Source organism: Streptomyces marinisediminis (assembly GCF_026262575.1).
GTDB lineage: Bacteria > Actinomycetota > Actinomycetes > Streptomycetales > Streptomycetaceae > Streptomyces > Streptomyces marinisediminis.
Map to the genome: position 1 here is coordinate 25,884 of NZ_JAPKFL010000020.1, position 22,962 is coordinate 48,845.

Sequence of the window (22,962 nt, forward strand, 5' to 3'; positions counted from 1 at the left end):
CGAGACGAGACTCTACAGCAGGCTGACCCGTCCGGGCGAATCGCCGCCCGCACCGCCTCCGACCGGCCGCGCGGCGGATCGGAGGCGGTGCTCAGCGCCCGGCCGGGACCGCGGCGTCGACGGCCTTCACGATCCGCTTGTCGGACACCGGGTACGCCGTGCCCAGGGAGTGCGCGAAGTAGCTGACGCGCAGCTCCTCGATCATCCACCGGATCTCCCGGGCCGCCCGCGGCACCGGCCGCCCCGGCGGGAACTGCTCCAGCAGCCAGGCGTACTCGTCCCGCATCTCCCGCACCTTCTCCGTCCGCGCGCGGTCCCGCTGCGCGTTCGTCGGGAGCTGCTGGAGCCGCCGGTCGACGGCCGTCAGGTAGCGCAGCAGATCCGGCAGGCGGCGCGCACCGTGCTCCGTCACGAAGCCCGGGTGCACCAGCCCCGCCACCTGCTCCCGGACGTCCGTCAGCGAGGGCAGCAGCGTCGCGCTGCGCGCCAGCTCCGGGGACTTCAGGCGCCGCTCGCACGACTGCCAGGCGACGAGCACCTCCCGCACCTGCCGCACCGTCGTGAGCGTCGCGTCGACGACGTCGGCGCGCACCGCGTCGAAGAGCTTGCGGAAGGCCGCCTCGTCCCACGCGGGGCCGCCGTGCGCGGCCACCAGCAGGTCGATCGCCGCGCTCACGCAGTCCTCGAAGAGCGCCGACACGCTCGCGTGCGGGGAGGCGGCCAGCGCCAGCTTCTGCTGGTTGGTCAACCGGGACTGGGCGAAGCGGCCCGGATCGGACGGCAGGTTCAGCCGGATCAGCCGCCGCGTGCCGCGCGCCATGGCCTGCTGCTGCTCCGCCTCGCTGTCGAACAGGCGGACGGCCACCGAGGCGCCCTCGTCCACCAGCGCGGGGTAGGCCTTCACCGGCTGCCCCGCACGCCGCGTCTCGAACGTCCGCTCCAGGGTGCCGATCGTCCACGCGGTCAGCCCCGTGCGCGCCTGCCGGGGCGCCGGCGCTCCGGCGGGCGCGGCCTCCGGGCCGGGCCCGCCGCGGCGCCGTCCGCCCCGGGAGCCGCCGTCCGCCGCCTCGAACGCCCGGGACAGCGCGGCCTGCGCCTGCGGTTTGAACCGCAGGCGCAGCACCTCCAGGTCCTTGTCCTCCGCGTCTCCCCGGGCGCGGCGCCCGCGCTCGTCCACCACCCGGAAGGTGACGCGCAGGTGGGGCGGCACCCGGCCCCAGTCGAAGTCCTCCGGGGCGATCGGCACGCCCGTCATCCGGCGCAGCTCACGGGCCAGCACCGCCGTCAGCGGCTCGCCCAGCGGCACGTCCGAGGGTGCGGGGAACAGCGCGAGGAAGCGGTCGGCGAAGTCCGGCGCGGGGACGCAGTTGCGCCGGACCGGCTTGGGCAGGGAGCGGATCAGCTCCGTCACCACCTGGGGCCGCAGCCCGGGGATCTGCCAGTCGAAGCCGTCGTCGGTCACCTGGTTGAGCACCTGGAGCGGCACGTGCACGGTGACGCCGTCCGCGTCCGTGCCCGGCTCGAACTGGTAGGTCACCTTCAGCCGCAGCGGACCCTGCCGCCACACGTCCGGGTAGTCCGCCTTGGTGATCTGCGCGGCCCGCTCGTTGACGAGCATCGACTTCTCGAAGCTCAGCAGGTCCGGCTCCGTGCGCCGCCGGTGCTTCCACCAGGAGTCGAAGTGCGCCCCCGAGACGACGTGTTCGGGCAGCCGCTGGTCGTAGAAGTCGTGCAGCGTCTCGTCGTCGACGAGGATGTCCCGGCGCCGCGCCCGGTGCTCCAGCTCCTCGACCTCGCCCAGCAGCTTGCGGTTGTCGTGGAAGAACTGGTGGTGGGTGCGCCAGTCGCCCTCCACCAGCGCGTGGCGGATGAACAGGTCGCGCGAGGTCTCCGGGTCGATGCGGCCGTAGTTGACCTTGCGCTGCGCCACGATCGGCACGCCGTAGAGCGTCACCTTCTCGTACGCCATGACCGCCGCCTGCCGCTGCTCCCAGTGCGGCTCGCTGTAGGTGCGCTTGACCAGGTGCCCGGCCAGCGGCTCGATCCAGTCCGGGTCGATCTTCGCGTTGACGCGGGCCCACAGCCGCGAGGTCTCCACCAGCTCGGCCGACATCACCCAGCGCGGCGGCTTCTTGAACAGCGCCGACCCGGGGAAGACGGCGAACTTCGCGTTCCGCGCGCCCAGGTACTCGTTCTTCCCGGCCGGCTTCCCGCCCTCCCCGCCCGGGTCCTTCAGCCCGACGTGGCTCAGCAGCCCGGCCAGCAGCGAGCGGTGCACGGCGTCGGCGTCCACCTCCTCGCGCGCCTCGCCCACCTGCACCTGGAGCGAGCGCGCCACCTGGCGGAGCTGGGTGAAGATGTCCTGCCACTCCCGTATGCGCAGGTAGTTGAGGAACTCCGCCTTGCACATGCGGCGGAACGCCGAGGAGGACAGCGCCTTCTGCTGCTCGCGCAGGTACGTCCACAGGTGCAGGAAGGACAGGAAGTCGCTCGTCTCGTCGCGGAAGCGCGCGTGCTGCTGGTCGGCCTGCTGCTGCTTGTCGGCGGGCCGCTCGCGCGGGTCCTGGATGGACAGCGCCGCCGCGATGACCATCACCTCGCGCACGCAGCCGTTGCGCTCCGCCTCCAGCACCATGCGGGCCAGCCGCGGGTCCACCGGCAGTTGGGCCAGCTTGCGGCCGGTGTCCGTCAGCCGCTTCCGCGGGTCCTTCTCGGCGGGCTCCAGCGCGCCCAGCTCCTCCAGGAGCTGCACACCGGCCTTGACGCTGCGGTGGTCGGGCGGGTCGATGAAGGGGAAGCGGGCGATGTCGCCGAGCCCGGCCGCCGTCATCTGCAGGATCACCGACGCCAGGTTGGTGCGCAGGATCTCCGCGTCGGTGAACTCCGGCCGGGAGAGGAAGTCCTCCTCCGAGTACAGCCGGACGCAGATCCCGTCCGAGGTGCGCCCGCAGCGGCCCTTGCGCTGGTTGGCGCTGGCCTGCGAGACGGGCTCGATCGGCAGCCGCTGCACCTTGGTGCGGTGGCTGTAGCGCGAGATGCGGGCGGTACCCGGGTCGATGACGTACTTGATGCCCGGCACCGTCAGCGAGGTCTCGGCGACGTTGGTCGCCAGCACGACGCGCCGCCCGGCGTGCGGCTGGAACACCCGGTGCTGCTCGGCGTGCGACAGGCGCGCGTACAGCGGCAGCACCTCGGTCGAGCGCAGCCTCAGCTTGGTCAGCGCGTCGGCGGTGTCGCGGATCTCCCGCTCGCCGGAGAGGAACACCAGGATGTCGCCGGGCCCCTCGGCCTGCAGCTCCCGCACCGCGTCGCAGATCGCGGTGACCTGGTCCCGGTCGGCGTCGCCCGGCTCGCCGTCCTCCTCCAGCAGCGGCCGGTACCGCACCTCCACGGGGTACGTGCGTCCGCTGACCTCCACGATCGGCGCGTCCCCGAAGTGCCGCGAGAACCGCTCGGGGTCGATCGTCGCCGAGGTGATGATCACCTTCAGGTCCGGGCGGCGGGGCAGGAGCTGGGCGAGGTAGCCGAGCAGGAAGTCGATGTTCAGGCTGCGCTCGTGCGCCTCGTCGATGATGATCGTGTCGTACTGCCGCAGCTCCCGGTCGGTCTGGATCTCCGCGAGCAGGATGCCGTCCGTCATCAGCTTGACCAGGGTGGTGTCCTTCACCTGGTCGGTGAAGCGCACCTTCCAGCCCACCGCGTCGCCCAGCGGCGTCCTCAGCTCGTCCGCCACCCGCTCGGCCACCGTCCGCGCCGCGATCCGGCGCGGCTGGGTGTGCCCGATGAGCCCCTTGACGCCCCGGCCCAGCTCCAGGCAGATCTTCGGGATCTGCGTCGTCTTGCCCGACCCCGTCTCACCGGCGATGATCACCACCTGGTGGTCGCGCACGGCGGCCAGAATGTCGTCCTTCTTCTGGCTGACCGGCAGCTCGGCCGGGTAGGTGATGGTCGGCACCGCCGCCCGGCGCGCCGCGACGCGGGCCTCCGCGCGCTCCACCTCCCCGGCGATCTCGGCCAGCACGGCCTCCCGGGCCTCCGGCTTGCGGACACGCCGCACGCCGTCGAGCCGACGGCCGAGCCGCCGCTCGTCCCGCGGCATCAGTTCGGAGACCCGCTCCAACAGGGCGGGCAGGCTGAGGTCAGGCGCTCTGGACATACGCCCTCCAGCATCCCACCCCCGCCCGATTCCCCGCGACCGAGTTCCCCCGCGCCCCCGCCCAGCCCCCGCCCCGGGCGCCCGACCCCGGGGCGCCCGACCCCGGGCGCCCGACGTCCCCACCGCCCGCAGCCCGCGCTCCGACGCCCCCTCCCAACGCCGCGCCGCCCGGCGCCACCCGCGTCTGACGAGCACGGGCGGGAGCGAGACGGAGAAGCGGCAGCCCGCGGCTCCCGCCCCACGCCGCCTCACCACGCCCGGGGGGCGGTGACGGCACGCCCTCCGGTTAGTTGTTGCGTTTATTTCGCTTGTTGCGGATACTGTACTCAGCGGGACAGCCCTGAGCCCGACCACAACCATTGCCCAGTACCGTCACTGCTCCCACGGCAGCGGATCCCCTCGCCACGCCACGGCCACGGGATCCCCCGTCGCCAGCCTGCCGCCGCGCCGACGGTGGCGGATTCCCACTGGCGCCCACCCACGGCACCTAGGGGCGCACGAAATGGCCAAGACTGACCTCCGTCCGGTGAAGCTGCCAGAGGACAAGCGGAAGACCGCCAATCACGCACTCGCCGGAGTTCGGAGCTACCTTGCCGAGCACCAGGACGCGTCCCAGATCCACGTCAGCGTCCGAGACGGAGGGGGCCGCGAGTCGCTGGTCCTCCCCCGCGAAGCTGTGGAGCTCCTGGCGTCGCTGCTCGCCCACCTGGGCGCCGGCCGGGCCGTGTCCATCGTTCCTTCCGACGCCGAGCTCACCACGCAGCAGGCCGCCGACATGCTGAACGTGTCCCGCCCCTTCCTCATCGGGCTGTTGGAGGCCGGTGAGATCGAGTACCGGACCGTCGGCACGCACCGCAGGATCACCGCGTCGTCTCTGCTGGAGTACCAGCGCCAAGATGATCACCGTCGTCGGCTGGTGGCCGATGAGCTCACTCGGCTCGGCCAGGAGACGGGAACGCTCTAGGGCATGGCTTTCACCGCCGTCTACGACGCCAACGTCCTGTATCCGAGCACTCTGCGCGATGTCCTCATCCGCATCGGGCAGGGTGGCTTGGTTCGAGCGAAGTGGACGGACCAGATCCTCGACGAAGCCTTCCGGAACCTGAAGGAGAACCGACCCGACCTGGACCCGCACAAGCTGGAGCGAACGCGGGAGCTGATGGCTGGTTCGATCCGGGACGTCTTAGTCAGAGGGTACGAACCGCTGATCGAGGCGGTCGATCTGCCGGACCCCGGTGATCGTCACGTCCTGGCGGCCGCCAGTCGCGCGGAGGCGCAGGTCATCGTCACGTTCAACCTGAAGGACTTCCCCGCGGACAAGCTGTCGGCGTGGGACGTGCAGGCAGTCCACCCAGACGCGTTCATCGAAGCGCAGGTGGGGTTGTCGCCCCAGTTGGTGTACGCGACGCTCACACAGATCGCGGATGCGTGGGTGAACCCGCCGAACGCGGTGGTCGCGGACGTGCTCGTCTCGTTGGAGAGGGAAGGCCTCGTGGCATCGGCAGCGGCGCTGCGAGCCATGACGTAGCCGCCTCCCCGCCGCGACCCGTCTGGCTTCCCCGGGGTCAGGGGCGTGCGGGAGCGTGGTCGCTGACAGCGGTTGGTGTGCCCGAACGCGAGAACCCCCTGCGGAGTGCTCTCCGCAGGGGGTTCTCGCTGTTCAGCGCGGTGGCTGGGGCCGGGGTCGAACCGGCGACCTTCCGCTTTTCAGGCGGACGCTCGTACCAACTGAGCTACCCAGCCACGCAACCCCGGAGGGTTGCAGCGGTCCTGACGGGATTTGAACCCGCGGCCTCCACCTTGACAGGGTGGCGAGCACTCCAAACTGCTCCACAGGACCAGGAGCGTGCGAGCACCAGTCTCGCACAGGTGTTGCGTGCCCCCAACGGGATTCGAACCCGAAATCGTTACCTTCCTGACCTGCGGAAACGTGAGAGAATCGGACAAGGTTGCCCATGTGTGTCCTCCTGGGTCCTGCTCGATCCTCCTCGATCCCCTCCCCGTGCTGACACGTCAGCACGGGGAGGGCAGTCTTTGCGATCGAGAATCTGGACTTGCTGGGTGTGGTGGGAGATTGCCACGATTCCGGGAATCTTGCGCCGACTCTATAGTGCCTGCTGAAGCAAATCATGCTGAGGCGCCAGAGGCGCTTGCAACCGCGTTCAGCACGCCACGCACATCGTCGTTCCCGGGCGGGGGGGGGATAGGGGGAGTGTTCATGCGTGGCGCCGACCTTCCCTCTGGCTTGGTCCTCAACCTGCGCGGTGCGGGGCAGGGGGTCACACAGACTCGGTGGGACGGATGGCTTTCGTGTCCCCAGTCGTCAAGGTCACGAGGCTGGATCCGAGAACGACGCATTTCAGTGCCGGTAGTGATCACTCGCGCACGCGTCTGATGCGTGGTGTGGCCTATCCTCTCTCCGCCTTGCAGCTGCGCGCACCTGCCACCGCCCCGCACCGTCCTCACGGGCGGCACGACGCCACCTTCGAAACACGTCCCAGCTTCTCGGCATTGTTGCTCGTGTCAGACGGGAATCGCAGCAGATTGCTTCGGGGCGACCGGTGCGTCGACTGCCTCTGAAGCCAGCGCGTCCACCTGAGCGATGACCGCATCGTTCAAGTCGATGCTCGCTGACGAGAGGTAAGCCAACAGGGAGCCGCGAACGACGGACCGCACGTCTCCTGCCCCCACATCCACACCGGCCTCCAGCAGAGCGCTCAGCTCTTTCTGTGCGGTTGCCAGAGCTTCTTCGAGTGAGCCGTTCGGGTTGGTCGCGCCGTCGGCTGCCCGACGACAAACAACCACGCTGTCCAGGTTCGACGGCTCTCGGGCGCCAGCCTTGACGATGCTCGTCGACATCTCCCCCTTGACCGGCTGGACGGCAGTGATCACGAAGCCGGCGCGGCGAAGCGACTCGACTACCTGTACCCACCCGCTGATGCGGGCCTGATGGAACGTGAAGGCGAGGAGGCCACCCGGCTTCAGGACCCGTGCGCATTCGCTCCAGACAGCTTCGATGGCTTTGCCGAACTCCACCGGATCCGCGTGTTGCACTTCTCCGGTTCGGCGTGTTGTCGCCGTCGCCGCATATGCCTCGTGCGGCCGCATTCCGCGAAGCCAGGCGTGGAAGAAGTCAGCGAGCTCCGCGTAGTGAACGTTGTCCATATAGGGCGGGTCCGTGACGACTAGATCGATAGACTCATCGGGAAGATCGGTCTCCGCCGAGTTCCGCGTGGCGACGTAGGCGGTTTGGCCCTGGGCGGTCTCGAACGATGCCCATGAGTCGACAAGGGTCGCAACCAGCGGCTTAGCGAGCCCGGTGACACGTTCGACCCCGTCGCCTTCGTCGACGAGATCGACGGGCTTCACCTTGTATTCATGCGCACGCTGCAGCCGACTCTTGTAGAGAGTCGAAAAGGACCCCGATGACTGAGGCGTCCCCCACGGATGAGCTTCGAGGGGCGTACGCTCCGGCTTGAGGACGTGATGGCTGAACATGTGCCGGACAGCGCCGGTCCCCTCGCCCTTGAAGGACGTGAAGAGGTTGTTGAACTCAAGGGTGCCCGAGAAGAGTGCCGCGAGCGCTTCACGTTCTGCGGAGGGTCCGGGCAAGTCCCGGATTGCGGTCGCGATCAGCGAGAGCGAGACCAGTTGGCGCGCGTTGAAGAAGTCGTGCCACTTGCGGAAGTTCCACTTCAGCGCCTGGTCGGTGTTGTTGCCTCTGGCGAGCTCACCCTGCGGCAGGACTGCGGAGTCGGGCAGACCGGCGAGCCGCTCGACGCACTGTGCGTAGAGGTCGCGATCCCAGTCAGTGATGCTCTCGTAGACCTTTGAGCCGTCCGGGTTCGCGACCATCTTGGCGTACATCTCGAACTCGGCCCTGTTGCCGCCGAGAGCAGTCAAGATTTTGAAGGTGTGGCCCTGTTGACAGGTTGCCATCTGACCACGGACTGCTCCGCGCTGGCTGATCTCGTGGCCGTTGAGACACGTTTCGGAGTCGAAGTCGTGTCGGCTCTGCTTGACAGCCAGGCACTTAGGGCAGACGATCTGTGCCTTCGGCACCCGCTTGGGATAAGCGTTCTTGGAGAACACCGGCGAGTCGAACAGCCGGACCTTGTCGGAGCAACTGGGGCACTGGACGGTCGCGACCCAGAAGTAGTACAGGACGCTCCGGCCATCTTCGGCCCGGTGGAAGCGGTCAATCTCCTCGCGGCAGGCAGACTCGACGGCCTCGTAGACAGTCGCCAGACGCTCCATGTTCCAGGGCTGCATTGCTTGGCGCTGGACCAGGGTTGCCACAGGGTTGATATCGAAGCAGACTGCTCGGGCTCCGAGCTTGAGCGCTTCGACACCAGTGACACCAGAGCCAGAGAAGGGATCGAGAACGACGGCACCCTTCAGATCCAGCGGGGATGCGTATGCCGCGGCGCTATCGGCGTCCTCGGGTGTTGTAGCCGAGGCGAGAATTCCGCGGAAGACAGTGCCGAGGCGCTTAGCCCACCACTTGTGTGTGCTGGTCGCAGGGCGGTGGACCTCCTTGCGCCAGGACTCCTTCGTGCCAACGGCACTGAGCATCGCGGCGGGGAAGGCTGACTCCAGGCACGTCCGTGCAGGCACCACGGGCGTCATGAGCGAGGCTCCTTCAGCGTGACCGTCTTGGTGTCGCCCGCTCCACGCGATCGGTAGGCACGGAACTGGTGCACGGTACCGGCGTTCGGGTTCGGCTCCTTGTGCGTGACCATCTCGTTGGTCTGCATGTTGAACTCGTAGGACACGAGCACATCGTCGACCTCGACACGGTCCAGCTCGCCCACCTGGACGAGCTCGCTCGACTGCACCTGGTAGTCGGCGGGTGCGATGAGTGTGGCCAGGCCGGCCGTTCCCGCGGCCAGTGCGAACGGCGTCGGCACGACGTACATCTTCCGGTCGCGGACCAGTATGTCGCCGTAGGAGCCGAAGCCGCGGAACGATTTGTTTTTATGGACATAGTTGGTGTCGGCGTTCAGGAAGCTGCCGTGGCAGACCACGAGATCGACGACGGGGTACTCGTCAACGCCGCGCTCGGCCTTGGGGTAACGTCCGAAGACGTAGAAGACCTCGCGGCCGTTGTGGTTCCCCGTGGGTACCTGGGAGTTGGAGTCGTAGTCAGCCTCTCGGCCGGGGAACTCCAAACCCTTGACTTCGTAGCCCTCCGGGTGGTTAACGAGCCGGAAGTCCGGATACGTGTTCCTGCCCGGTTCGTCGTAGGCGAGGCGGCACGCTTCGATGCGTTCCCCAACCCAGTTCTGGAAGTGGTACTCCTTGTCGCTCGCCGACACTCGCTGGATCAGGTCGCCGTCCGCCCGAGCGCGTTCACATTCCAGAAACACCTGCTCGACCGCGCCCACCTGCTGCCCTCCGTTTGTTCGGTTCGTCCGACCGCACCGCCGGGAGTGGGGCGCGCTTCCTTTCGGGGGCATCGTATCGGGAAGCGGTGACATCGCCTGATAGACGTGTTGGCAGCATCGGTCACGCAGTGACCGCCGACCGCATCTGCTTCGGCGTGACCTGCACGGTCTCCGAGCCGAGGTCTGCGGGCCCCTCAGCTGGTCCCGCTTGATGGCACTGGAAACCTCGCGGACCCGGGGAATCTTGGACGCACTCTCTGGTGAGGACCTGGATGTCCGAGGGGAGCGGCGTGGCGCCGAGGGGGATTGAGCGCCACCGCCCCGGAACGACGATGCGCACCGTTCGCTTTTAGGCCATACGGGCAGTCGCACGCCCCGGCCACACCCTCGGGACTGTCCAAGGGCGGCTCCACCTCGTACCGCTCCGTGCCGTGGACGGTCGCGGTGACCCAGGCGTCACCGATCTCGATGCCGGACGCCGCGTTGAGATCCACACGACCCTCCGCTTGTGCCGACCGCGAGTTTAGACCCGCAGGTCAGCCGCTCGCCGGTGTGCGTGGCCAACCTACAAAGAGGTCATCGTCCGCGTCCTGGGCCGCAGGATGGAATCGGTCATCATCTACATGGACAAGCTGCTGCGCTCCTTCGCCGAGCTCTGGCGGGAGAACGGCGACCCCGAGACGGCGGCGCAGCTGGACGACTACCTGGACCGTATGGAGCTGTCCACGGGCGCCCTCGTCGTCTTCGGCCCCTACGCGCAGACCGTCCGCCGCACGAGCGCACCGCCTTCTCGCAGCAGACCACGCCGTCGGGGTGCACTGCCACCCTGCTGCGCGCCTGATTGCCGGGAGACCCGATGTCTACCCACGGGCGCTCTCGGAGTAGCACGGGTTCCCTGCGGGAGCCGGAAGGGCTCGGCAGCCAGGAATCACGGCAGTCCGGTGCTGACACGTCAGCACCGTGTCAGCACATGGAACCCTGGGGGCAGGGGCGTGTCTTTGCTGGAGCACAGAATGAGACGTCCCGGGACGGCGTGCCGTCCGGGACGTCTCCGGTATGGTGGCTGGGGCCGGGATCGAACCGGCGACCTATCGCTTTTCAGGCGATCGCTCGTACCAACTGAGCTACCCAGCCACGCAGTTCACCGAAATGAACTACAAGCGGTCCTGACGGGATTTGAACCCGCGGCCTCCACCTTGACAGGGTGGCGAGCACTCCAAACTGCTCCACAGGACCAGATCTGCACACGCGAACGAATTCGCATATGCAAGGTTGTGCGTGCCCCCAACGGGATTCGAACCCGTGCTACCGCCTTGAAAGGGCGGCGTCCTGGGCCACTAGACGATGAGGGCTGATGGCCCACCTGGGCGCCTCGTCAGCGCGTCGGGGACGTGAGAAGCATATGGGATAGCGGGACGGTTCGCCAAAACGGATTGCGGCGGGTGCGGCGGTGGACGTCAGGGCACCGCCGAGGGCTCGCGCGCGGGGCTGCCAGGGTGGCTCAGGGCGGGATCGCCGGTAGGCGAGCCGGTCGGGGAGCCCGTGGGGGAGCCGGTGGGCGAGGGCGTGCCGGTGCCGGTCGGGGTGGGGGACGCCGTCGGGGAGGGGCCGGGGGCGGGGAGGGGGTCGTCGACCAGGTGGCGGACGACCTCGGCGGAGGTCAGGCCCAGCCCGCCCAGGGTGATCTCGTCCCACGCCTGGAGCTGCCGCGTCTCCTGGCCGATGTAGAGCACGGAGGCGTTGACCTCCTCGGGCACCTCGCCCTCCACCGCGCGCAGCCCGCCGCCCCCGGTGGAGCCCTCCACCATGAGCCGGGTGCCGCCGGGCAGGTCGCGCTGCTTGCGGTGGTGGACGTGCCCCGCCAGCGCGAGCGGCACGGTGCCGTCCACCTGCTCGGCGAGCACGGGGTTGTGGGCGACGGCGATGTCCACCGGATCGCCCGCGCGCTGGGCGGTGAGCAGGCGGTGGGCCAGCTCGCGGCCCGCGGCGCGTTCGGCGGGGTCGCCCTGGGGGACGACCGAGCGGTCCGGGGTGAACTGGGGGTCGCCCATGCCGGCGACGCGCAGCCCGGCCACCTCGGTCACCTCGCCGTCGTCCAGGACGTGCACGTTGTCCAGCGCGGCCAGGTAGTCCTGGGTGGTCTGCGAGTCGTGGTTGCCGCGCACCCACACGTACGGGGCGCCCAGCTCGGCGGCGGGGTCGAGGAAGGCGTTCTCGGCCGCGGTGCCGTGGTCCATGGTGTCGCCGGTGTCGATGACGACGTCGATCTCGTACTGCTCCACCAGCGACTCGATGATCGCCCAGGCGGCGGGGTTCAGGTGGATGTCGGAGACGTGCAGCACCCGGATCGTGGTCGGGTCCGCGGCGAAGGTGGGCAGCGTGGAGACGGCGTCGTACAGCTTGGTGACGTTGGTCACCAGGCGCGCCAGCTCCCGCTGGTAGACGTCGAAGTCGGAGGCGATGCTGCGGGCGTTGCCGACGAGGCTGGGCGCGCCGGCGAGCAGGCCGGAGAACCGCGGCTCCAGCACGGCCTTGGGGTTCCAGGTGGCCGCGGCGCTCGCCCCGGACGCGGCCAGCAGCACGAGCGCGAGGCCGCCCGCGGCCAGGGCCCGGCGCGGCCTGCGGTACACCGCGAGGGCCAGCGCCGTCGCGCCGAAGACGACGGCGACGCACGAGCGGACGGCCAGGTCGCGGGTGCCGGCGGCGACGTCGTCGGTGACCTGGTCCTGGAGCCCGGCGAGGCGCTTGGGGTCGTCCACCAGGTAGCCGACCCGGTCCGGGTCGAGCTGGGTGACGTCGACGTCCAGGCGCAGGGGCGCGTAGTGGCTCTCCAGGTCCAGCGCGCCCAGCGGCGGCACGTTGATCCGGGTGCCGCCGACCGCCGAGGGGCGCAGCGTCATGGTGGTGTCCATCGGCCCGACCGGCTTGTGCACGTTGCCGACCGTCAGCAGCCCCAGCCACGCCCCCAGCACGGTGACGGCGAGCAGCCCCGCGGCGCGGGCGTAGCGGTGCCGGGGGCGGCGGGCGGCCAGCTCCGGGACGACGCGGGCCGATCGCCCGGAGCGGAAACGGTGGACCAGGCGGCGGGCGGCGGCGCGGGCGCGGACACCGGCGGCGCCGAGCGTCCTGAGCTGAGCACGGGCCATGCGCAACCCCCTGCCCCGTCCGGACCCGAGTATGCGGCGGCCCACCGCGGTACCCGACAATGGACCAGTGGTGGAGATGACGCGCGAGGAGTTCGAGGAACTGGTCGCCGAGGCGCTGGACCGCATACCGCCCGAGCTGACGCGGCTGATGGACAACGTGGCCGTGTTCGTCGAGGACGAGCCGGCCGCCGAGGACCCGGAGCTGCTCGGTCTGTACGAGGGAACGCCGCTGACCGAACGCGGCGAGTGGTACGCGGGCGTCCTGCCCGACCGCATCTCCGTCTACATGGGCCCCACCCTGCGGATGTGCGAGCGGGAGGGCGGCGGGCGGGAGCTGGTCGTCCAGGAGGTGGAGACGACGGTGGTGCACGAGATCGCGCACCACTTCGGCATCGACGACGAACGGCTGCACGCCCTGGGATACGGGTGAGCCCCGCTCCCGCCCACGCCTTCGGGGACGGCCCGGGCGGGCGCGGCCGGGCCGTCGACCCCGACGTGGACCTGAGCGTGCCCGCCGACCGGGCGGAGGCGCGCGGCGCCCGGCGCCCGCGGGTGCTCGCGGCCGTCGCGCTCGGCGGCGCGCTGGGCGGCCTGGCCCGGTACGGCCTCACCCGGCTGTGGCCCCCCGGCGGGGGCTTCCCCTGGGCCATGCTGCTGGTCAACCTCGCGGGGTGCGCGCTCATCGGCGTGCTGATGGCCGTACTCGACGCGCGCGGGGCGCCCGCGCTGACCCGGCCCCTCCTCGGCGTCGGCCTGCTGGGCGGCTTCACGAGCTTCTCGGCGTACGCCTGGGACGGCCTGACGCTGGTGGCGGACGGCGCGGTCGGCGCCGCCGCGGCCTACCTCGGCGGGACGCTGCTGGGCGCGCTCGGCGCCGTGTGGGCGGGCGCGGCGGCCACCCGACGGGCGCTGGCGGCCGGACGGGCGCCGGGGGCGGGGCGCAGTCCGGGGGCGGGGCGGGCTCCGGGGGCGCGCCGGTGACCTGGCTGCTGGTGGCGCTCGGGGCCGCGGTGGGCGCGCCGCTGCGCTACCTGGCGGACCGCGCGGTGCAGGCCCGGCACGACTCGGTGTTCCCGTGGGGCACGTTCACCGTCAACGCGGTCGGGTGCCTGCTGCTCGGCGTGGTCGCGGGGGCCGTGCGCGGCGGGGCGCTGGGCCCGTCGGCCGACGCGCTCCTCGGCACCGGCCTGTGCGGCGCGCTGACCACGTACTCCACCTTCTCCTACGAGAGCCTGCGCCTGGTCGAGCGCGGCCGTGCGCCGGCCGCGCTGGCCAACACCGGCGGCACGCTGGTGGCCGGACTCGCCGCGCTGTACGCCGGGTTCGCCGCCGCGCGCGGCCTGGCGGGCTGAGCGCGGGCGGCGTCCTCCGCGGGCGCGTGTCCTGGACGCCGCGTGCGCAGTTGGGCAGGGGGCCCGTCCCGTTCCGGCCCACGCGGCCGCCGCCCCCGCCGAGAGGTGCCCGACCGTGTGCTCCGCCCCCGAACCCGCCGCCCCCCGCCCCGCCGGCCCCCGTCCCGCCGCCCCCCGTGCCACCGGCCCCCGTCCCGCTGTCCGGGTCGCCGCCCCTGCCCGGGGTGCCGCTTCCCGGAACGCCGCGCGGGGGGCCGCCCGGGCCGTCGGTGCCGGGCTCGCCGCCGCGTTGGCCGTCCTGGGCGTCACCGGCTGCGTCACCGTCGGCGCCGACGAGAGCCCCGGCACGGCGCCGGTGGGCCACTCCTCGGTCCCGGACGAGCCCGGCGTGGTGGACGGCGGGCAGGTACCCGGTGCGCCCGGCGCCCCCGGCCCCTCGGCGCCCGGGGCCCGGGCGGAGGAACCCGGTGCCACCCCCGCGCCCGAGCCCGGCGCCTCCGGTACGGCGGACGGCGGGCGCGCGGAGGACCCCGGGGAGGCGGGGGAGGGGCCCCGCGGCGCCGGCGCCCCGGGCCGGGACGAGGGCCCCGGCGTCCACCCCTCCCGCCCCGGGGCCGACGACCCCGGCGACGCGCCCCCGGACGAGGGCGGCGAGGGGCCGCGGGACCCCGGCCCGCCGGTCGAGGAGCCGGGCCCCACCCGGCCCCCGTCCGCCCCGCCACCGTCGACGCCCACCCCCACCCCGCAACCGCCGCAGAGCCCCGGCGAGACCCCGGAAGCCTCCGACGAGCCGGGCGGTGGGGAGGGCGGGTGAGCCTCGCCCCGGCCCGGCGGGCGGCCGCCGTCGTCCCCCGACCGGACGCGTTTGCACGAAAGGGTGGCGGGTGCGTATGGTGGTAGATCGTTTGATCCCATTTGCCCGGCGCCGAAACCGAAGCGCGCCGTGTGGCGCGTTCCGTTGCTTAGCCGTGGGCTTGACCGCACGAGGCGGTCGTGTGCGAATCACGGAAGTTTGTGGCGCGTGCCGATGAACTCCGGAAGGTTCGCATCAGCATGTCTGTTTCCACGCCCGAAAACGCCTCCGCCGTCGTGGAGGAGATCGAGCGTACCCTCGACGCCCCCGTAGGCGAGCGGGCGGACGCCGACCCCGACATCACTGTCCCGGCACCGGCACCGGCCGCCGACGCGACCGCGGCGGCCGACAGTGCCGAGGCGCCCGACGCGGCCGGTGCGGCCGGTGCGGCCGGTGCGGCCGGTGCGGACACCACCGCCGACGCCGACGCCGAAGAGGCCGAGCCCGAGGTCACGTTCACCACCCTCGGCCTCCCCGAGCCCGTCGTCCGCAAGCTCGCGCAGAACGGCGTCGTCGCGCCCTTCCCCATCCAGGCCGCGACCATCCCGGACGCGCTGGAGGGCAAGGACATCCTCGGCCGGGGCCGCACCGGCTCCGGCAAGACGCTCAGCTTCGGCCTGCCCACGCTCGCCCGTCTCGCCGGCGGGCGCACCGCCCGGAACCGTCCGCGCGCGGTGATCCTCACCCCGACGCGCGAGCTGGCCATGCAGGTCTCCGACGCCCTCCAGCCCTACGGCGACGTGCTCGGCCTGAAGCTGAAGGTGGTGTGCGGCGGTACGTCCATGGGCAACCAGATCGGCGCCCTGGAGCGCGGTGTGGACGTTCTCGTGGCCACCCCGGGCCGCCTGCGCGACCTGATCAACCGCGGCGCGTGCACGCTCGCCGACGTGCGGGTCGCCGTCCTGGACGAAGCGGACCAGATGGCCGACCTCGGCTTCCTGCCCGAAGTCACCGAACTGCTCGACATGGTGCCCGAGGGCGGCCAGCGCATGCTGTTCTCGGCCACGCTGGAGCGCGAGATCGACTCCCTGGTCAAGCGCTACCTCGTCGACCCGGTCAGCCACGAGGTCGACGCGGCGCAGGGCGCGGTGACGACGATGACGCACCACATCCTCATCGTGAAGCCGCAGGACAAGGCGCCCGTCACCGCGGCCATCGCCGCGCGCAAGGGCCGCACCATCGCCTTCGTCCGCACCCAGATGGGCGCCGACCGCGTCGCCGAGCAGCTCCGCGAGTCCGGCGTGCGCGCCGACGCCCTGCACGGCGGCATGACCCAGGGCGCCCGCACCCGCACGCTCGCCGACTTCAAGGAGGGCCACGTCAACGTGCTCGTCGCCACGGACGTCGCCGCGCGCGGCATCCACGTCGACGGCATCGACCTCGTCCTCAACGTCGACCCGGCCGGCGACCACAAGGACTACCTGCACCGCTCCGGGCGTACCGCCCGCGCGGGCCAGTCCGGCACCGTCGTCTCGCTGGCCCTCCCGCACCAGCGGCGGCAGACGTTCCGGCTGATGGAGGACGCCGGCGTGGACGCGTCCCGCCACCTCATCGGCCGCGGCGACGTGTTCGACGACGAGGTCGCCGCCATCACCGGCGCCCGCTCGCTGAGCGAGGTGCAGGCCGAGGCCGCCGCCAACTCCGCCCGCCAGGCCGAGCGCGACGTCGCCAAGCTGGCCAGCAAGCTGGAGGACGCCAGGAGCCGGGCGAAGGAGCTGCGCGAGGAGGCCGCACGGCTGACCGCCCGCGCCGCCCGTGACCGCGGCGCCGACGCCGACGAGGCCGTCGCCCAGCTCGGCGCCGACATGGACCGGGTCGCCGTCGAGGAGGCCGAGCGCGCCGCCAAGATCGCGGCTGCCCGCGTCGCCGAGCGGGAGCGCGAGCGCAAGGCGGCGCAGCAGTCCCGCGAGGACCGCAAGCGCGAGGGCGGCCCCCAGCGCCGCGACGACCGCCGCGACCGCCCGTTCAACCGCGACCGGGACCGTGGCGACCGCCCCTTCCGCCGCGACGACCGCTCCCCCCGCCGGGACGACCGCCGCGACGACCGTCCGTTCAACCGTGACCGCCGCTCCGACGACCGCCGTCCGTACGGCCGCCGCGACGACCACGCGGACCGGGGCTTCCGCCGCGACGACCGCCCGTTCAACCGCGACCGGGACCGCGACCGCGACCGCCCGTTCAACCGCGACCGCCGCTCCGACGACCGCCGCCCGTACGGCCGTCGCGAGGACCACCGCGGCGCCCCCGCCGCCGGCAACCGCGCCTACGGCCGCCGCACCGACAAGCCGCGCTGGAAGCACAACGGCTGACCGCCGCCGCCCGCAGGCCCACCCGGGCCTGCGGGCACCACGCGCCGCCTGATACCCACTCGGCCCCCAGCGCCCCGCCCCGCTATGCTCGATCCAGCACAGCCCGGGCCGTTAGCTCAATTGGCAGAGCAGTGGACTTTTAATCCATTGGTTGTGGGTTCGAGTCCCACACGGCCTACCGACAAGCCCCAGCTCAGAAGCGCCTGAGCCGGGGCTTTCGTCGTTCCTGGGCCGCCCAGTGGGCCATTGCTCGGCCGAGTGGTGGCGATCATGCATGACGAGGCCCCCGCTCAGCCGGAGCTGAGCGGGGGCCGGAGAGTCGCGTTACTGGGTGGGCTGACCGGCGCCGGGGCACATGGCCCGATCGCCGGCTGGCTGGTGGGGCGGGCAGGGGGTGCCGGGCGGGACGCTCACCCGGGCCCCGCATGCGCCGCAACCGGACTGGTCAGACATGACGACCTCCTCGGTGGGTGGTGGTGCAGGTCCGTGCTCGGTGGTGCGCTACGCCCGCCCGCGGGCGGATCAGCGGATGACGCGGGCGTAGATCCTCGCCGTGTCGGCGAAGAAGAAGGTGACCCCGTGGTTGCCCTCCCGGTTGGTCTTCCGAGGGGACCAGATGACGATGTCGACGAGCTCGCGGGAGCCGGAGCGGGCGACCAGGTCGGCCAGGAAACGCTCTTCGGGCAGGCCGCCCGTCGGTACCGCGTCGGTGTTGAAGGGCTGCTGGGCCTCGGTGACGCGCTCCGGCTCGTCGAACTTGTCCCCGTCTCGGGACTGCGCGATGAACTGGAACCGCATGTCGCGGCCGTCCGCCGTGACGGCCAGCCCGTAGGGGTACCGGCTCTCCCCGGCGTCCTTCAGCGTCGTGGCGGCGCCGACCTTGGGGTCGTTCTTCGCCAGGTCCAGGGCCAGTGACTCGAAGCGCTGGGGTCGCATGGTGTTCCTTCCGTCGGCGGCACGCCAGTCTACGAACCCCGCCGGGCCGCGTAGGGGCCGCCGGGCGGGCGCTTCCAGACCGAGTACGGCAGGAACACGTAGGGGCGTACCCGGGCGGCCCGGGGCGGGAGGTCGGCATGGCACAGAGGGACAGGGTGTCCCTCTCTCGGAGCGCGCGGTACCCGCACGTGCGGCGCGATAACGAGACGCCGGGTCACTGACGGCCCTTCTCGCGGCAGATGCGGCAGGGGAACGGGCAGGGTGCGGGCGGCGGGGACTCGGGGCCGCGCAGGGGAACGGTGTCGACAGAATTGACGGAACGGGCCTGGAGCGGTGTTCCGTCAATTCTGTCGACGGGTTCCGAGTCGAGCGGGGTGCGGGGGACGCACCGCCGGCAGGCGTACCGGGTCCAGCCCGGGCCGGAGCCGGATTCGATGAACGCGACGGGGCGCACGTCGCCGCGCAGCTCGCCGCAGTCGGGGCACCGCGGGGGCGTTGTCCTCATCGCTCACCCTCGCCTGGCCGCGAGCAGGCGGGGCAGGCAACGGCGGGCTGCGGTGCGCCCTCCCCGGCCTTCGGCGCGTCGACCGGGGTCCCGTCCTGGGTCAGATCGCCGCATCGGCAGCAGCGCAAGAGCGCCCGGGCGGGGGGCGGGTAGTCGGTGGGGGTGGGGTTGAGCACGGCAACCTCCGGGCGTCCGTAGTGGCGTGTGCACCGAACGTAGGGAGGGTGGCTGAGGAGCGGCTACGAAGTTGCGAAAAGTTGCGACTCGTCAGCCCAAGGCGTCGAGGGCCTGGGTGATCAGCCGCCTCGCTGGCGCTCCGTAGACAGCCATCTCGGCCATCCGCCCGAAGGCCCGCTGGTAGGTGGCGATCTCGCCGGGCTGGGTCACGGTCACCTTCGCCGTCAGCAGCTCCACGTGCACGCGCGCCTCGTCGAACATCGTGAACGTCTCCAGCGTCCACATGGTGCGCGGGGCACCCCTCGGGATCACGCCGAGGGACACCGATGGCAGCGCCATCACCGCCAAGAGGTAGCCCAGTTGCCCGGCCATCACTTCCGAGTCGCCGTGCAGCCGGTACAAGATGTCCTCCTCGAACAACAGGGCGAAGCGGTGATCTCCTTCCCGGATGACGTGCGAACGGGCGACGCGGGCGGCGGCGGCCCCTTCCGAGTCGTCGGGGGTGCCCTGGAAGCGGCTGATCATCGACAGCAGGGACGCGGCGTACTCATGGGTCTGGACAAGCCCGGACATGACGGTGGAGCAGTAGACCCGGAACTGGCGGGTACGTTCGAAGAGGGGTACGAAGTCCTGCTGGGCCTTCCTCATGCCCGTGCGGTGCAGTTGCTTCCACTCGACGTACATCGAGTCGGCCGTGCGCGAGGCGGCGATGAAGTCCTCGACCCGCTCCTCGCAGCCGCAGGCTGCGCACCAGGCGCGGATGTCGGCGTCCGAGGGGACGGCCTTGGCGGACTCGATGCGGGAGGTCTTCGCCGGGTGCCACCCGCAGCGCTCGGCGATCTGGCGGCCGGTCAGTCCAGCGTCCAGGCGGGCCTCCCGCAGCCGCTGGGCGACTGCCTTACGGGCCTCCTGGACGCTGGACGACGGCGAGAGCGACATGCTGGGCGGATCAGACGGTGAACTCGCTGTGGGGGACCGCGCGGGCCCACACGGACTCGAACGCTGTGGCGCAGAGGTTTGCGACGGCAGGGTCGTCGCACATCTCGCCACCAGCGGAGGCACCGTCGCCGGTGAAGTGGTTCCACCTGATCAGACGGTCGTCGATCAGCCAGAAGTCGTTGCCTGGCAGGGCGATGTCGGATGCCCGCCGCCGGGGCAGCCACCGCACCTGTTCGCCTGCGGCCAAGTTGACGGGCGCCCCGGCGTACCCGTACCGGACATACTCAGACACCGGCTCGGAGACGATCCGTGCTCGGCGCACTTGAACACCGCGTGCGACGGTGCGCCGGATCAGGGTCGTCCACGCTTTCCAGTACGGCGAGTCCGGGTCGGTCGGCCGGACGCCGGTTTCCTTCCACATGCGGAAGTGCTCGTTCTCGTGCGAGACCGCGTAGACGTCACGCATCTCCAGGTGAACCGCCGACCGCTCGGCTGAGTCCAGCAGTTCGTCAAAGCTGAGCACGCTCGGCGGCATCGCAAGCCTCCCTGATGATCGACACCATGCGGGCGGGGATACGAACGACCGCTTCGTGATCCGGGATCACACCCACCTGCAGGCACTCCTTCTCGGTGGCCTCGTCGATCTTCCAGCCTTGGAAGACGAGATCGAAGTTTTTCTCGTCCACCCACACGGTGGGACTTTGACCCGTGTCTGTCTCCGGGTCCTTCGCGATGAACCGTAGTGGCATGGCAGCCTCCGGCGTCGAGGGAGTTGCGTTTCCTTGCGCACCTTCGCCCTGTGGGTCAGCGCCGTCAAGACGGCATCAGGTCGATGTCCGGACATGACGAAGCGCCCCCGCTGGCCGAGGCCAGCGGGGGCGCGGTGGGTCAGCGACTGATCTCCAGGAGGGCGATGACCAGGGCGGCCACGCCGGTGAGCGCGGCGATCGACGCCAGCGGCCACCTCGACCGCTCCAGCGCCCGGATACGCGTTTCGTGACCCTGCACGTCGCCCCGGATATCCCGGGTCTCGTCGAGGAGTCCGTCGAGCTTGTGCTCGATCCTGTCGACCGTCTGGGCCAGCCCCCTCACCTCCTGGTACTTCTGGGTGACGCTGATGTGGACGCCGGACGGCTCCGGCGGCGCCGTCACGGCGAGGTGGTCGTGATCACCGGTCTCCGGTACGGGAACGCCGGTACGGGCGCGGACGGTTCCGGGCGGCGGCCGGACCCGGCGCTCCGCCCGGCGTCCGGGCCCGGCGGTGGGGCGGGGGCGGGGGACGAGGTGGGGGACGAGGTGGGGAAAAATTTCGGTGGCGTGTCGATCGGGGGCGTGGGCGTTCGACCTTGGGGTGAGAGGGTCCACACGAGGGCCCGTGGAGAGCCCGGGAGAGGGAGAACCATGAAGTACATGCTGATCTGGCGCGCCACCGACGAGGCCTACGCCGGGATGGCGGACCTCGACTTCGACCAGCTGCTGGAGACCGTCGGCAGGTACAACGAGGAGATGATCCGGGCCGGGGTGCTGCTGGCCGCCGAGGGGCTCGACGACGCCGGGGAGGGCGTGGTCGTCGACCACTCCGCCGAGCCGCCCGTGGTCACCGACGGCCCGTACGGCGAGACCAAGGAGCTGTTCGGCGGCTTCTACATCATCAACGTGGCCTCCAAGGAGGAGGCCGTGGAGTGGGCCAAGCGGGCGCCGATGACCGGGCCGGGGTTCAAGACCGAGATCCGGCGGGTCACCACGATCGACGAGTTCCCGCAGGACAACGAGTGGATCAAGAAGGAGCGGGCGTGGCGCGAGGCCACGGGCCAGCTCTGAGCGGAGCGGTCGGAGATGGGTGAGTACAGCGGCCGGGAGGCCGTGGCCGCCGTGTGGCGGATCGAGTCCGCGCGCATCGTCGGCGCGCTCGCGCGGTACACCGGCGACTTCGCGCTGGCCGAGGACTGCGCGCAGGAGGCGCTGGCCGAGGCGCTGGTGGCCTGGCCGCGCGACGGGGTGCCGCGCGACCGGACGGGCTGGCTGCTCACCGTCGGCCGGCGGCGCGCGATCGACGCGTTCCGCCGGCGCTCCGCCCTCGCCGAGCGGTACGCCTCCCTCGCCCACGGGCTGGACGAGGGAGGCGTGGCCTCGGGCGGCCCGCCGGGCGCCCGGGACGGGGGCGCCGAGGACGTGCTGTGGGACCCGGACCGGGTCGACGACGACGTGCTGGCGCTGATGTTCGTCTCGTGCCACCCCGTGCTGTCGCGCGAGGCGCGGGTGGCGCTGACCCTGCGGGTGGTCGGCGGCCTGACGAGCGACGAGATCGCCAAGGCGTTCCTCATCCCCACCGCCACCGTCCAGGCCCGCGTCACGCGGGCGAAGAAGACGCTCGCCGCGGCCCGGGTGCCGTTCGCGGTGCCACCGGCCGACGAGCGGGCCGAGCGGCTGGGCTCGGTGCTCAGCGTGGTGTACCTGGTCTTCACCGAGGGGTCCTCGGCCAGCTCCGGCGGCGAGCTGATCCGGCTCGACCTGGCGGGCGAGGCCCAGCGGCTGGCCCGGGTGCTCGCCCGGCTGGCGCCCGGCGAGCCGGAGGTGCACGGCCTGCTGGCCCTGCTGGAACTGACCGCCGCGCGCTTCCCCGCCCGCACCGGGCCGGACGGGCGGCCGGTGCTCCTGGAGGATCAGGACCGCGGCCGCTGGGACCGCGCCGCGATCCGCCGGGGACGCGCCGCGCTGGCCCGCGCGCAGGGCGCGGGCCGGGGCCTGGGCGTCTACGGGCTCCAGGCGGCCATCGCGGAGTGCCACGCCCTGGCCCCCTCGGCCGACGCGACCGACTGGGAGCGTGTCGTGCTGCTCTACGAGGCGCTCGGCCGGCTCGCGCCCTCGCCCGTGGTCGACCTCAACCGGGCGGTGGCCGTCTGCATGGCACGGGGGCCGGCCGTGGCGCTGCGCATCGTGGACGGGCTGGTGGCCGCCGGAGCCCTGCCGCGCTCGCACCTGCTGCCCACGGTCCGCGGGGAGTTGCTCGTCCGGCTGGGCCGCGCCGACGAGGCGCGCGCCGAGCTGGAGCGCGCGGCGCGGCTGTGCGGCAACGACCGCGAGCGCGCGGTCCTGGAGGGCAAGCTCGCCGACCTCGGCTGACCCAGGGGGGTGTGGGCAGGAAAGCCGGTGTGCACGTAACGTCAGGGGGCGTAGCGCGCCGTGTGCGGCGCGGTGGTGG

18 protein-coding genes and 6 tRNA genes are annotated in these 22,962 nt (G+C 71.7%); 10 read left to right on the forward strand and 14 right to left on the reverse strand.

The genetic code is table 11. From position 1 onward, the window contains the following. Positions 1–91: 91 nt before the first annotated feature. On the reverse strand, positions 92–4,156 hold the full coding sequence (hrpA, locus tag OSB71_RS17100; RefSeq protein ID WP_265948995.1) for an ATP-dependent RNA helicase HrpA: 4,065 nt from the start codon (positions 4,154–4,156) through the stop codon (positions 92–94). 502 nt (positions 4,157–4,658) lie between these two features. Here hrpA and OSB71_RS17105 point away from each other — a divergent pair. Together OSB71_RS17105 and OSB71_RS17110 are read left to right on the forward strand one after the other, a co-directional pair. Beyond that, positions 4,659–5,120 carry a helix-turn-helix domain-containing protein gene (locus OSB71_RS17105; RefSeq protein WP_265948997.1) on the forward strand — a complete coding sequence of 154 codons (462 nt, stop codon included), beginning with the start codon at positions 4,659–4,661 and terminating at the stop codon, positions 5,118–5,120. Between the two features lie 3 nt (positions 5,121–5,123). Next, on the forward strand, positions 5,124–5,684 hold the full coding sequence (locus tag OSB71_RS17110; protein WP_265948998.1) for a PIN domain-containing protein: 561 nt from the start codon (positions 5,124–5,126) through the stop codon (positions 5,682–5,684). A gap of 141 nt (positions 5,685–5,825) precedes the next feature. On the opposite strand, the gene OSB71_RS17115 is transcribed toward OSB71_RS17110, so the two are convergent. The 8 genes from OSB71_RS17115 to OSB71_RS17150 all read right to left on the reverse strand — a co-directional run bounded on the left by OSB71_RS17115 (position 5,826) and on the right by OSB71_RS17150 (position 12,689). Beyond that, positions 5,826–5,899 (reverse strand) — tRNA-Phe (locus OSB71_RS17115). A 22-nt stretch (positions 5,900–5,921) separates the two neighbouring features. Next, a tRNA-Asp gene (locus OSB71_RS17120) sits at positions 5,922–5,996 on the reverse strand. Between the two features lie 683 nt (positions 5,997–6,679). Further along, the gene (locus OSB71_RS17125; RefSeq protein ID WP_265948999.1) at positions 6,680–8,785 is read right to left on the reverse strand and encodes a DNA methyltransferase; all 2,106 of its coding nucleotides are present in this window, start codon (positions 8,783–8,785) and stop codon (positions 6,680–6,682) included. Continuing rightward, entirely contained in the window at positions 8,782–9,543 is a 762-nt protein-coding gene (locus tag OSB71_RS17130; RefSeq protein WP_265949001.1) for a hypothetical protein, read from the reverse strand. Before OSB71_RS17130 ends, OSB71_RS17125 begins: the two co-directional genes overlap by 4 nt. A 1,057-nt stretch (positions 9,544–10,600) precedes the next feature. Beyond that, positions 10,601–10,677 (reverse strand) — tRNA-Phe (locus OSB71_RS17135). Between the two features lie 27 nt (positions 10,678–10,704). Next, a tRNA-Asp gene (locus tag OSB71_RS17140) sits at positions 10,705–10,779 on the reverse strand. A 43-nt stretch (positions 10,780–10,822) separates the two neighbouring features. Beyond that, positions 10,823–10,895: transfer RNA gene (locus OSB71_RS17145), tRNA-Glu, on the reverse strand. A gap of 105 nt (positions 10,896–11,000) precedes the next feature. Beyond that, positions 11,001–12,689: a metallophosphoesterase gene (locus OSB71_RS17150; RefSeq protein WP_265949002.1), complete on the reverse strand. Its 1,689-nt coding sequence runs from the start codon at positions 12,687–12,689 to the stop codon at positions 11,001–11,003. A gap of 67 nt (positions 12,690–12,756) precedes the next feature. Here OSB71_RS17150 and OSB71_RS17155 point away from each other — a divergent pair, with 67 nt between their 5' ends. The 6 genes from OSB71_RS17155 (at position 12,757) to OSB71_RS17180 (ending at position 17,381) form a co-directional block, all read left to right on the forward strand. Then, a complete protein-coding gene (locus OSB71_RS17155; RefSeq protein ID WP_265949003.1) occupies positions 12,757–13,119 on the forward strand; it encodes a metallopeptidase family protein in 363 nt (120 codons plus the stop codon). Next, entirely contained in the window at positions 13,116–13,670 is a 555-nt protein-coding gene (locus OSB71_RS17160; protein ID WP_265949005.1) for a FluC/FEX family fluoride channel, read from the forward strand. The genes OSB71_RS17155 and OSB71_RS17160 overlap by 4 nt, the downstream gene beginning before the upstream one ends. Beyond that, positions 13,667–14,041: a fluoride efflux transporter CrcB gene (gene crcB / locus OSB71_RS17165; protein WP_265949006.1), complete on the forward strand. Its 375-nt coding sequence runs from the start codon at positions 13,667–13,669 to the stop codon at positions 14,039–14,041. Before OSB71_RS17160 ends, crcB begins: the two co-directional genes overlap by 4 nt. A gap of 289 nt (positions 14,042–14,330) precedes the next feature. Continuing rightward, positions 14,331–14,855 carry a hypothetical protein gene (locus OSB71_RS17170; protein WP_265949008.1) on the forward strand — a complete coding sequence of 175 codons (525 nt, stop codon included), beginning with the start codon at positions 14,331–14,333 and terminating at the stop codon, positions 14,853–14,855. A gap of 239 nt (positions 14,856–15,094) precedes the next feature. Then, positions 15,095–17,203 carry a DEAD/DEAH box helicase gene (locus OSB71_RS17175; RefSeq protein ID WP_265949009.1) on the forward strand — a complete coding sequence of 703 codons (2,109 nt, stop codon included), beginning with the start codon at positions 15,095–15,097 and terminating at the stop codon, positions 17,201–17,203. A gap of 105 nt (positions 17,204–17,308) precedes the next feature. Continuing rightward, positions 17,309–17,381: transfer RNA gene (locus OSB71_RS17180), tRNA-Lys, on the forward strand. Positions 17,382–17,725: 344 nt separating this feature from the next. On the opposite strand, the gene OSB71_RS17185 is transcribed toward OSB71_RS17180, so the two are convergent. From OSB71_RS17185 to OSB71_RS17205, 5 genes are all read right to left on the reverse strand, one after another. Further along, on the reverse strand, positions 17,726–18,139 hold the full coding sequence (locus OSB71_RS17185; RefSeq protein WP_265949011.1) for a hypothetical protein: 414 nt from the start codon (positions 18,137–18,139) through the stop codon (positions 17,726–17,728). Positions 18,140–18,911: 772 nt separating this feature from the next. Beyond that, entirely contained in the window at positions 18,912–19,760 is an 849-nt protein-coding gene (locus tag OSB71_RS17190; protein ID WP_265949013.1) for a helix-turn-helix domain-containing protein, read from the reverse strand. Between the two features lie 10 nt (positions 19,761–19,770). Continuing rightward, positions 19,771–20,295, reverse strand: a complete 525-nt coding sequence (locus OSB71_RS17195) for a DUF6879 family protein (RefSeq protein ID WP_265949015.1) — start codon at positions 20,293–20,295, stop codon at positions 19,771–19,773. Further along, positions 20,270–20,509: a hypothetical protein gene (locus OSB71_RS17200; protein ID WP_265949017.1), complete on the reverse strand. Its 240-nt coding sequence runs from the start codon at positions 20,507–20,509 to the stop codon at positions 20,270–20,272. Before OSB71_RS17200 ends, OSB71_RS17195 begins: the two co-directional genes overlap by 26 nt. Positions 20,510–20,648: 139 nt before the next feature. Next, positions 20,649–20,912 carry a hypothetical protein gene (locus OSB71_RS17205; protein WP_265949018.1) on the reverse strand — a complete coding sequence of 88 codons (264 nt, stop codon included), beginning with the start codon at positions 20,910–20,912 and terminating at the stop codon, positions 20,649–20,651. Between the two features lie 249 nt (positions 20,913–21,161). Here OSB71_RS17205 and OSB71_RS17210 point away from each other — a divergent pair, with 249 nt between their 5' ends. After that, a complete protein-coding gene (locus tag OSB71_RS17210; RefSeq protein WP_265949020.1) occupies positions 21,162–21,581 on the forward strand; it encodes a YciI family protein in 420 nt (139 codons plus the stop codon). 15 nt (positions 21,582–21,596) lie between these two features. After that, entirely contained in the window at positions 21,597–22,883 is a 1,287-nt protein-coding gene (locus tag OSB71_RS17215) for an RNA polymerase sigma factor (protein ID WP_265949022.1), read from the forward strand. Positions 22,884–22,962: the final 79 nt, after the last annotated feature.